The organism is Streptomyces atroolivaceus (assembly GCF_000717025.1).
Lineage (GTDB): Bacteria > Actinomycetota > Actinomycetes > Streptomycetales > Streptomycetaceae > Streptomyces > Streptomyces atroolivaceus.
The window spans coordinates 17,311-27,727 of record NZ_JNXG01000030.1 but is presented as its reverse complement, the minus strand read 5'-3'; the positions used below and the strand labels follow the sequence as shown (position 1 = coordinate 27,727).

The window sequence follows — 10,417 nt, the reverse complement described above, 5'->3', positions numbered from 1 at the left end:
GCCACCCGCTACGAGAAACGCGCCTACATCTACCTCGGTACCGTCACGCTCGCAGCACTCGTCATCTGGCTCAGAACATGATCCGAGAAACAGTGCCTAGTAAGGGTGACCCTTCCGTTACCGGCGTGAGGGCAACCCATCATATGATTCCACGGTCGAACCGACGTGATCAGAAGCCACCTCCTTCCCTTGTGTGCCGTCGCTGCCTCGGCCAGTCTGCTGCTCACCGCCTGCGCCGGCGGTGGGGCGGACGACAAGCCCGCCCACCCGGTCTTCGACGTGCCGGTCGAGCAGCAGCCCCGCCAGGCGCTGCTGACGACCCAGGCCGCGCGTACCGCGAGCTTCACCCAGACCCTGACCTTCACCTCGACGTCGGGCGACACGGTACAGACGACCTCGGGACGGCTCGACTTCCCCGGCGGCAGGGCCGCGGGCTCGATCGACTGGGCGCCGGCCGAGGATCTGCCGGAGGAGGCCAAGGACACGCTGATGGGCGTCCGCCTGGGGGCGGGCCGTGCCCCCGCGCACACCGAGGTGGCGGTCGAGCCGGACACCATCCGCCTGCGCGCGGGAGAGGCCGGCTACTGGCTGCGGTACGAAGGATCCTCGGACGCATTCGGAACCGGCGCCGCGGTCGACGCGCTGCGGGGATCCGAGTCCGCGTTCGGCGGCACACTCCTGGAGGTTCTCAGCGGAGCCCAGAAGGTGAAGCATTCGCCGGCGGAGAAGGGCGGTCGCACCTACCGGGCGCAGCTCACGGTGTTCAACGCCCTGCGCCTGTTCCCCAAGGACCTGGGCTCCGAACTCACCGCCGACATCGACCCGAACGGTACGGCGACGCCCGTGTCGCTCGGCATGTCCGTGGACGCCAGGGGGCGCATCACAGGGGCGGAGGCGGATCTCTCGGGCCTGCTCGACAAGAAGGACAGCACTCTGGACGAGATGACCGGATTGCGTGCCGTCCTGAAGGTGGGTGGTTTCGGGGCTTCCGCACCGGTCATGCCGACGGCCTCGGAACGGACACTCGAGGCCAAGGAATCCGTGGTGGCGGTCGGCGAGGTGAAGAAGGGCGGGTGCGCCGATCTCACGACGGGCACCCGCACTCTCGACATGATGGTGTCCGTGCCCTGCGCCCAGCCCCACGACGTCCGAGTCTTCGCCCACGCACGGTTCGACGCCGCGTACCCGGGCTACAAGGAGGCGAAGCGGATGGCCGTCGAGGCATGCCGGGACGGGTACAGGTCGGCGCCCGCTGGCTGGACCGGAGAGGGAGTGGAGAAGGGCCAATTCCGGTACACCTGGCCTGATGAGACGAGATGGGGCGTCGGCGCCGATCCGGTGGTCACGTGCTACGTCGAGACACAGTGAGGCGACCCCCGACCACAGTTCTGGCACCGCTCGCAGGGAGCGAGTGCGCCGGCGGACCGGAGAGCTCGGCGGGGCGCCTGGGTGACGGCGTCGGCGCGGGATACGCCGCGTGGGCCCAAGCCGTGCGATCGGCAGACGGGGGGACGGCTGCGGGGGACTGCTGAAGGTGCCCGGGACGATCGGTGCGCAGCCGCGTCCGGACGCGCACGAACTGCCGGACGGGATGGCCGCGCGGGGCTGTGACCCGAGCGAGTCAGGCTCCCCGTCTAGTGCGGTGGCGGTAGCGGGTCAAGGGCGCCGGCGACGGTGCAGCCGCCCTCCCCGGGCATCCGCTGGATCCGCGGCGGCACCCACACCTCGGTGGTGCCGGGGCCCACGTGGGCGAGAAGGCAGTCCTGCGCGTCGAAGCCGTTGCCCTTCACCGACAGGAGAACGCCGACCCGTCCGCCGTCCGACTTCACCTCGGTACGGATCGCCGGATCCAGATCCAGGGCGGCGAGCCCACGGCGCACCTCGGCCTCGTCCACCCGGCCGCCCTCCGGCACCCGGGGGAGTTTCGCGCGGAGCTCCTCGTACGGCAGACGGGGTGGTTCAGGTAGTGGGGCGAAGGTCAGCGGAGGGCCATCCGGGCAGTCCATGTCACGGGGGTCCTCACGCCACTCCGACTTGGGCGACACCTTTACCGCGAAACAGCGCCGCACGGCGACCTCCTCACGGTCGAGCCATCCGTCGTACGCCGAACCGGACGCGCGGACGACCACGTCGATGCCGTCCCCTTCGTGTGTCGAGGTACCCGTCACCCGCAGTACCTCGACCCCGTCGATACCGGACGCGGAGCGTCCGACCTCCTCCGCGGTGCGTGGACGCTGGCTGTAGAGCCGCTCGCCCGCCTCTGCGGCCACCTCCCGTGCGCTGTCCGTCGCCTCGTCCTCGGAGGACTGCACCACCCCGCAGCCGGCGGTGAACAGCAACAGCGGTGCGATCAGCAGCAGTCGGCGCATGCGTCCACCTTTCCAGCGCCGCGCGCGGCGGACAACCGCCCGAGTGCTCCGACCGGTACGGACGATCGTACGCAGCCGGCGCGGCGACCGGACGGGGGCGCACACATGAGTGCACCCGTGCGGTCCGGCTGCAGGTGTACCTCTCGATCTCGATCCCATCCGGGGGTGGGCGATCCCGCGGACGGTCGCCCGTGGTGGCGGGCCGATCGTCGCCGAAGGGGCCACGGAACGGGGGGCAGTACGGCTCGAAGTCGCCGGGGCGGGGAGGAGATCACGCACCCGCACGCGGGGAAGGGTGCGGCCCGGAGGCCGTGCAACTGCCTGGCCCTTGTCGGTGGCGCACGGAACTCCGCGCGTTCCGGGCGTGGTCAGTTGGCCAGCCGCCGTTCCGTGGCCGTCTGGTACTCCCGCAGCGTCTGGCGGGACCGGACGAGCGTGTCGATCTGCTCGTCCAGCTCGACGATGCGGGCCCGCAGCAGGTCAAGGGTCTCCGGGCAGGGCTCAAGGGCGGGGCCCGCTCCGCTGACGCATGGTTGGAGGTACCGGATCTCCTGGGTCGACAGCCCGGCGTCCAGCAGTTTCCTGATCTGGGCCACGGTCAGCACGGCGTCGTCGCCGTACTCGCGGTAGCCGTTGCCGCCGCGGTCGGGCACCAGCAGACCCTGCGCCTCGTAGTACCGCAGTTGATGCGGATTCACCCCGGTCCGCCGGCCCAGCTCCCCGATCAGCACGCGATCCCCCTTGACCTTCATACCGGTGTCAACGTTGACGATTGTGCCACCGATCGAACAAGGAGCACATGATGCACACCGGCACACCTGTAGCGGTTCTCGGTCTCGGACTGATGGGCAGCGCCCTCGCCGGGGCGTTCCTGCGTGCGGGACACCAGACGACCGTGTGGAACCGCACGACGACCAAGGCCGACGACCTCGTTGCCAGAGGCGCGACGCTCGCCGAGTCCCCGGCGGCCGCGATCGCGGCCGCCCCGCTCGTGGTGGTCTGCGTGTCGGACTACGACGCCGTGACCGCCATCCTCGACGGAGCGCTCGACGGTCGTGTCGTGGTGAACCTGACGTCGGGCACGCCCTCGCGCGCCAGAGCACTCGCGGAGGAGGTGGTGCGACGCGGTGGCAGCTACCTCGACGGCGGGGTCATGGCCGTCCCGGAGGCCATAGGCACGGCCGATGCCGTGCTCGCCTACAGCGGGCCGCGACCGCTGTACGACGCTCACGAGTCCACGCTGCGCGGCCTCGGCACGGGCCTCCACCTCGGTGATGACCCGGGACTGGCGGCCACGCACGAGATGGCCACGCTCGTCCTCATGTGGGGCATGCTCGACGGCTTCCTCAACGGCGCCGCGATCGTCGGCACGGCCGGTGTGTCCGCCACGGCGTACCTCTCCATCGCGAGGAGGGCGATCGACACGGTGGCCGGCTGGCTGCCGGACTACGCGCGGCAGGCCGACAACGGCTCCTACCCGGCCGACGACGGCACCATCGACACCCACCTGGCGGCGATGGCACACGTGGTCGAGGAGAGCGAGTCGCTCGGCGTCAACACCGAACTGCCCAGGCTCGTCAAGGCTTTGGCCGAGCGAGCAGCGAACGCGGGCCATGGCGGCAGCGGTTACGTGGCGCTGATGGAGCAGTTCCGCAAGCCGTGAGCCGTGAGCCGTGAGCCGTGAGCCGTGAGCCGTGAGCCATGAGCCGTGAGCTGTGAGCCGTGCGGTGGCGGTCGAGTCACCCACCCGGCCGCCACAGGGTGGTGGTCGGACGGCGGTGCATGGCTCCTGCTGAGCGACGCGGCAGCTGGGTCATCCACATGGCAGCTTGAGGAGCTGAGGCCGCACCTCGCTCCGACGCCGCGCCGTTCGGTCCACCATGCGGCTTGAGGTCCGCGCCGTGGGCGAGCAGGACGTGGCCGCGCTCAAGGGCCGGTTCCCGCTGCGCAAGCGGCGCTGCAGCACCCGACGGATCACCGACTTCGTCAAGGACCATTCTCACGGGGTCCGGAACGGCCTCAGCACGGCCAGCCCCTCCTCGATCCCGACCTTCATGGCGAAGTCGAACCGGTCCAACTGCGCACACAATTCCACATCGGCGGGGTGAGCACCGCGCCGGCGCCCGTCGCGCAGGTCGTCCGCGGCTGGGGAGGTGCGGGCGCGGTGCAGATAGGGGCCGGGGTCGAGATGATCCCCGGCCAGGAGCCGGTCCAAGTACTCGGCGCACGCAAGATCCTCGGCGGCTCGGCCGTCCTCACCGGTGATCACGAACGTCACCGGATGGGCGCCGGCGTCCGCCAGGGCCCGGACCGTCGCGCCTGCCACGACGAAACTGGCGCACAGCACCAATTGCGCCTCGACGACCGCCAGGGCCCCGACCGTTCCCGCAGTGGTCTTCTGAATCACGGTTCGGCCGGACAAGTCGGCCTCCTGGATCAGGCCAGGGGAGTTGACCAGGTCGAACCCACTGACCGCCGCTCCGTCCTTGAGCGCGAGCCAGCGCGGATGACGCGCCTTGACCGCCAGTGCCTCGTCCGTGTCGGCAGCGAGAACGATCTTGCTTGCTCCGCGGTGGAACGCCCATGCGGCGGTGGTGAACGCCCGCATCACATCGACCACAACGGCCACCTGTTCGGTGCCGTCCACCTCGGGTATGCCGACTGCTCGCGAATTCATTCCGGGATGATCGCAGCCGCTCGAAGCGATCCACAAGACACCTTGCCGAGCGTCGGGCGACTCGGGATCTGCTGGACGGCTTCCTCTCGGGCACTCACGTGGAGGACAGGGTGTTGCCTCACGCGTACAGCGCCGACCATGAGGTAGCCCAGCTCAGCGCGGGCAGAGTCGGGCTCACGCGCATGGTCCGCGGCCTGCCCGCAGCGGGAGTCGGCGTCCCCGCCACCCCGAGAGAGGCCGGGATCACCGCAGCCCGTACGGGAACCCTGCGACCGCCCAGGACCGGTACACAGTACGGGAGTTGCCCGCCCCTTGGTGGACCAGGACCAAGGTGAGCAGTCCGACCGCCCCGGCGAACAGGCTGCTTCCGATCAGATAGCGGGTCCCTTCACCGGGGAGGTCTTCCGGGCGAAGGCCCTGTTCGGTGAACTTCGGTGAATCCGGAGTTCCAGCCCAGGGCAACGGCGCTACGCCACAGCCCTGACGGCGCCGGGTTCAGTGCGACGGCATGCGCCGCCGGGCGCAGCGAGAGGGAGGCCTGCGGTGCGGCCGCTGCGGCGGTAAGGGTGTCATCCACGGTGGCCAGCCGCTTCCGGCGGCGCGACAGTCTTCGTGATCTCGGCGTGGACGACCTTGAAGCCCCCCTTGATCACGGTCGTGAACGGTGCAGGGGCCATACAGGTACCGACCTGCGGTGTCATGAGCAAGCCGTCCTCATCGACGTGCTCGGGGGCGACGTTCACCACCCCCCAGGAGAAGCCGAGCCGGTCCGGCTCGCCCTCGGCGCCCTGCTGGACGCTGATGCCCAGCCGGGCGCCGTTCTCGTCATCGTGCGACTTCGTCACGACTGCGGTCAGGGTTGCCGTCCGCCCGCTGGTGACCAGGCAGTCCACCTTGGCCTCCGCCCACCCCGTGGCTCCGCCAGGGACGGTGTGGGAGATCTTCAGCGTGCCCCGGGCGTCCGTGGGCAGACCATGAGGCAGCTGAGGAGGCAACGGCCGGGTGAACGGCATCTGTTCGGCATGGACGGCGAAGCGGATGTCGTGGTCGATCGACTCGACGTAGGAGATGCGTGCCTTTCCATGCACGCTCGCGGTCCTGGCCGGTTCCTTCCCGGCGGACGGAACCGGGGCTGCGGGGGCGGGCCCGGCCGCGAGCAGCCCGGCGAGGACGGCGATGGCTGCCGTCGCGCCGATTGCGGTGTTGCGCATGGTGAACTCCTTTGATGCGGGCGGGGTTGGTCCGTCCTGTCGGTGGAACGGCCCAAGCTTCACCCCGGCGCCCACAGCGGTCCCATCCGCCGATCGGCCCTGAAACAGCTCCGCCCTCCAGCGCTTCTCTGCCGTTCGGCAGAGAGCACCGTCGAAGCGCCCGCCCGTACGCTGATCGCCATGTGGGAATCAAGCGGTACCGCCGTCATGGGGCTTGGCGTTGCGCCGTCCCTCGCGGCCGCAGGCATCCTGGTGTGGGCCCTTGTCTGTCCCCGTGTCGAAGTCCGCCGGCGGCGCGGCCGTCTCGCCCGCCCGGTCACAGGATGCGCGGCCCTCTCCCTGATCACGAGCTTCGCCGTACCAGGGGCCGGACTCGGTTCCGGCTGGAAGCTTGCGGAGACCCTCGTCCTCCTGCTTCTCCTGGTCGCGGTCACCCGGTGGTCACCTCCACGCGAACTTGCGGCGGCCCTCCCGCTGACCGCACTCGCGGTGAGCCTCTGGCCCGTACCACTGGTTACAGGCGAGTCCTTCCTGGAAGCCATGGGGATCGCCACGTTCTGGCTGCTTCCCGTAGTCGCCGCCGTGACCGCCGGCGCCTACCCCCGCCGACAGGAACACCGCCGCCGGCGTGCTGTGGCGGAGGCGCGCAGCGCCCAACGCCAGCAGCTGTCACGTGACCTGCACGACTTCGTCGCCCATGACATCAGCGGAATCGTCGTTCAGGCGCAGGCGGCCCGCTTCGTGGCCGCCACCGATCCCTCCCAGTCCGTGCTCGCCCTCGAGCGCATCGAGAAGGCGGGCCTGAGCGCCCTGGCAGCGATGGACCGGTCCGTGCAGATGCTGCACGGACCGGAGGGGCCTGCCGTCGCCGAGCCGCTTCCCGGGGTGTCCCACATACCCTCCCTCGTGGAAACCTTTACTTCCGCTGGGGCCACGGAGGCGCATCTGGACATGTCGTCCCACGCCGAGGAGTCGCTCTCGCGCGAAGCAGGCGCCGCCGCGTACCGCATAGTCGTCGAGGGACTGACCAACATCCGCCGACATGCTCCCCAAGCCACCCGCGCCACCGTCGCACTCACCTCAACGGCCAGCACCGTCGAGATCCGGGTCACCAACGACCGCGGCGCCCACCACACCCCGGCCCGTCGCCCCGCTTTCCGGGGCGGCCTCGGCCTTTCCGGCCTCACCGAGCGCGTGCAGGCCCTCGACGGAGCCCTTACGGCCGGCCCGCACGGCAACGGAGGATGGCAGCTCGCCGCTGTCTTGCCGGCCGCGCTCCCTCAGGAGACAGCGTGACGAAGTCCTCCACACCGACCCGCATCCTCATCGCCGACGACCAGGAAGACGTCCGCAGCGGCTTCCGCCTGATCCTCGGCTCCCAGCCCGACATGACGGTGGCCGGCGAGGCTGCGGACGGCCTCACCGCACTTCACCTCGCCCGCACCCTGAGCCCGGACCTGATCCTCGCCGACATCCGCATGCCGGGCCTGGACGGCCTCGAACTCACCCGCCGCCTCGCCGGTCCCGACGTGCCCGAACCGATGCGAGTCCTTGTCGTCACCACCTTCGACCACGACGATTACGTACGCACGGCACTGCGCGACGGCGCCTGCGGGTTCCTGCTCAAGCGCTCGGGCCCCGGACTGCTGATAGAGGGCGTCAGAGCGGCGATGGCCGGTGACATCCTCATCAGCCCTCAGATCACGGTGCGCCTGCTCCGGACACTCGCCCCTGCCCCACCCACCGCCCCGTCGCCTCTCACCGCGAGGGAGCAGGAGATCGCCCGCCTGGTCGCCCAGGGCCTCACCAATGCCCAGATCGGCGAAAGGCTCTTCATCTCGCCGGGCACCGCCAAGACCCACCTCGCGAACGTCCAGGCGAAGCTGAAGGCCCGCAACCGTGTGGGCATCGCCGTCTGGGCCTGGGAAAACGGCCTGGCCGGCGGCCCTGTCACGGGAGCAGGACGCAGAGCAGGACGCAGTTTCTCGTTCCTGAACGGCCCGGATCGCCGCCCAAGCGCCCATCAGGCCGACGACAACCCTTCCCCTGCTCAATAAGGACCACGCCATGATCACCTCGCATGCCTTCCCACTGGAGCCGACCCCGATCCGTGTGCCCGACGAGGTCCTCGACGACCTGCGCGTCCGTCTCACATCGACTCGTCCTCCGCTGGACGAGGGGAACGGGGACTGGTCCTACGGCGTCCCGGACAGCTATCTCCGTGAGCTTGTCGCTCACTGGCGGGACGGCTACGACTGGCGTACTGCCGAGACCGCCATCAACGCCTACGAGCACTACCAGGTGAACGTGGCCGGTGTCCCGGTGCACTTCATGCGCAAGCCCGGCCGCGGCCCGCGTCCGATCCCGTTGATCCTCACCCACGGCTGGCCGTGGACCTTCTGGCACTGGTCGAAGGTGATCGACCCGCTCGCCGACCCGGCCGCGTTCGGCGGTGACCCCGCCGACGCGTTCGACGTCATAGTGCCGTCACTGCCCGGCTTCGGTTTCCCCGGCCCGCTCACCGGCTTTGCGGACGTCAACTTCTGGAAGGTCTCCGACCTCTGGCACACCCTGATGACCGAGACCCTGGGATACGAGAAGTACGCCGCCGGGGGCTGCGACATCGGCGGGATCGTCTCCAGCCAGCTCGGCCACAAGTACGCCGACGAGCTGTACGGGATCCACATCGGCTCAGGTCTGCCGCTCGACTTCTTCACCGGCCCTCGTGCCTGGGACTTCGCCCGGAACAGGCCCCTCACCGACGACCAGCCCGCTGACATTCGCGCCCGCATCATCGAGCTGGACAACCGCTCGGCGTCCCACCTCGCCGTGCACGTGCTCGACGGCGCCACCCTCGCCCACGGGCTGAGCGACTCACCCGCCGGACTCCTCGCCTGGCTGCTCGAGCGCTGGAACGCCTGGAGCGACAACGGAGGCGATGTCGAGTCCGTGTTCACCAAGGACGACCTGCTGACTCACGCCACGATCTACTGGGTGAACAACTCCATCGCCACGTCGATGCGTTACTACGACAACGCCAACCGTTACCCCTGGGTCCCCGCCCACGACCGTACCCCGGTCGTGCAGGCCCCGGTCGGCCTCACCTTCGTCACGTACGAGAACCCGCCCGGCATCCACACCGCCGCCGAGCGCGTCCGGGCGTTCAAGACCGGCCCGCAGGGCGATTGGTTCAACCACGTCAACGTCAACGCCCATGACCACGGCGGCCACTTCATTCCCTGGGAGAACCCCGACGCCTGGGTCGGCGACCTGCGCCGCACCTTCCGGGGCCGCAGGCCCTGACCGACCCTGCGGGTCGTCCGGCGACGGATCGGGCGTGCGTTGTCCGGCTTGTGCATCGGCCGACCGGCCTGCTCCGCCCGTCGCGCTGTCTGCCGAGCCGGTCGTAGGCCTCCTCTGAGCGCGAGCGGAGGTGCACCGCTGCTGCACGTTCCGGTGCCGGCAGGTTCTGTGAAACAGCGCTGTGAATCTTTTGGATCCGGTTGTGACCTAGAGGTGTGCATGAACCCGACGACGCGGGGCACCAGGATGAGCGCGGCAGTGACCTTGTCGCTGTCGGTGTGAAGTTGTCCAGTTGTACCTGTCGGGTGCCATGAGTCCGCTGCGAAGCGGATTCGGGCACGCGCCTACGAAACTCGATGATGGGAATAGTCATGATCCTGCTCGGTGCCATTCTGCTCGTCATCGGCTTGCTTGTCGGCATTTCGTTGCTGACGACCATCGGTAGTGTGCTCGTCGTGGTGGGTGCCGTCCTGTGGATCCTTGGGGCAAGCGGGCGTAAGGTCGGCGGGCGTAAGCACTACTTCTAGTCCCATGCCTCGGCGGACCACCGCTCGACCAGGTGGATCTCCTGGATGGCCCACCGGGTGGAGTGTCGGTGCAAGCGGATGTGGGGCAGGGCCGGCTGTGCCGGCGGCAGGTCTGAAAGGCCGGGATGTGCGACTGCACTATTTCGTCATCGGACCGCCGGCAAGCCGTGGTGGGCGAGGTCGCTGGTGCCGCTGGTAACCAACGACTGAAGAGAGAGTCCTGATACCTGCGGGTGGGCCGCGACGAAACGGAGTCGCGGCCCACCCGCACGTCGCTCGCGAATTCTTTCAGAGGTCTCGAAGGCGAACTGGTCGCGGGCAAACTGATTC

Annotated in this window: 11 protein-coding genes; 6 read left to right on the top strand and 5 right to left on the bottom strand. The window is 69.4% G+C overall.

All coding sequences use genetic code 11. From position 1 onward, the window contains the following. Positions 1-165 precede the first annotated feature (165 nt). Positions 166-1,368: a hypothetical protein gene (locus OO67_RS34710; RefSeq protein WP_051710245.1), complete on the top strand. Its 1,203-nt coding sequence runs from the start codon at positions 166-168 to the stop codon at positions 1,366-1,368. Between the two features lie 266 nt (positions 1,369-1,634). Here the strand turns inward: OO67_RS34710 and OO67_RS34705 are convergent, their stop codons facing one another. Together OO67_RS34705 and OO67_RS34700 are read right to left on the bottom strand one after the other, a co-directional pair. Then, on the bottom strand, positions 1,635-2,369 hold the full coding sequence (locus OO67_RS34705; protein ID WP_033305827.1) for a hypothetical protein: 735 nt from the start codon (positions 2,367-2,369) through the stop codon (positions 1,635-1,637). 368 nt (positions 2,370-2,737) lie between these two features. Continuing rightward, a complete protein-coding gene (locus OO67_RS34700) occupies positions 2,738-3,100 on the bottom strand; it encodes a MerR family transcriptional regulator (RefSeq protein WP_033305832.1) in 363 nt (120 codons plus the stop codon). A gap of 68 nt (positions 3,101-3,168) precedes the next feature. Here OO67_RS34700 and OO67_RS34695 point away from each other — a divergent pair, with 68 nt between their 5' ends. Continuing rightward, positions 3,169-4,032, top strand: a complete 864-nt coding sequence (locus OO67_RS34695) for an NAD(P)-dependent oxidoreductase (RefSeq protein ID WP_033305826.1) — start codon at positions 3,169-3,171, stop codon at positions 4,030-4,032. A 336-nt stretch (positions 4,033-4,368) separates the two neighbouring features. On the opposite strand, the gene OO67_RS34690 is transcribed toward OO67_RS34695, so the two are convergent. From OO67_RS34690 to OO67_RS34685, 3 genes are all read right to left on the bottom strand, one after another. Continuing rightward, positions 4,369-5,046: a 2-phosphosulfolactate phosphatase gene (locus tag OO67_RS34690; protein ID WP_033305825.1), complete on the bottom strand. Its 678-nt coding sequence runs from the start codon at positions 5,044-5,046 to the stop codon at positions 4,369-4,371. A gap of 243 nt (positions 5,047-5,289) precedes the next feature. Then, positions 5,290-5,508: a hypothetical protein gene (locus tag OO67_RS38855; protein ID WP_157841780.1), complete on the bottom strand. Its 219-nt coding sequence runs from the start codon at positions 5,506-5,508 to the stop codon at positions 5,290-5,292. 107 nt (positions 5,509-5,615) lie between these two features. Continuing rightward, complete coding sequence (locus tag OO67_RS34685) at positions 5,616-6,257, bottom strand: hypothetical protein (protein WP_033305824.1); 642 nt, start codon at positions 6,255-6,257, stop codon at positions 5,616-5,618. A gap of 180 nt (positions 6,258-6,437) precedes the next feature. Between OO67_RS34685 and OO67_RS34680 the strand changes: the two genes are divergently transcribed. The 4 genes from OO67_RS34680 to OO67_RS39200 all read left to right on the top strand — a co-directional run bounded on the left by OO67_RS34680 (position 6,438) and on the right by OO67_RS39200 (position 10,087). After that, a complete protein-coding gene (locus OO67_RS34680; protein ID WP_244300476.1) occupies positions 6,438-7,553 on the top strand; it encodes a sensor histidine kinase in 1,116 nt (371 codons plus the stop codon). After that, complete coding sequence (locus OO67_RS34675) at positions 7,550-8,314, top strand: response regulator (RefSeq protein ID WP_244300474.1); 765 nt, start codon at positions 7,550-7,552, stop codon at positions 8,312-8,314. Before OO67_RS34680 ends, OO67_RS34675 begins: the two co-directional genes overlap by 4 nt. Positions 8,315-8,324: 10 nt before the next feature. Beyond that, positions 8,325-9,560, top strand: a complete 1,236-nt coding sequence (locus tag OO67_RS34670) for an epoxide hydrolase family protein (RefSeq protein WP_033305822.1) — start codon at positions 8,325-8,327, stop codon at positions 9,558-9,560. A gap of 371 nt (positions 9,561-9,931) precedes the next feature. After that, positions 9,932-10,087, top strand: coding sequence for a hypothetical protein (locus tag OO67_RS39200; RefSeq protein WP_167748692.1), 156 nt, complete (start codon positions 9,932-9,934; stop codon positions 10,085-10,087). The last annotated feature ends 330 nt before the right edge of the window (positions 10,088-10,417 follow it).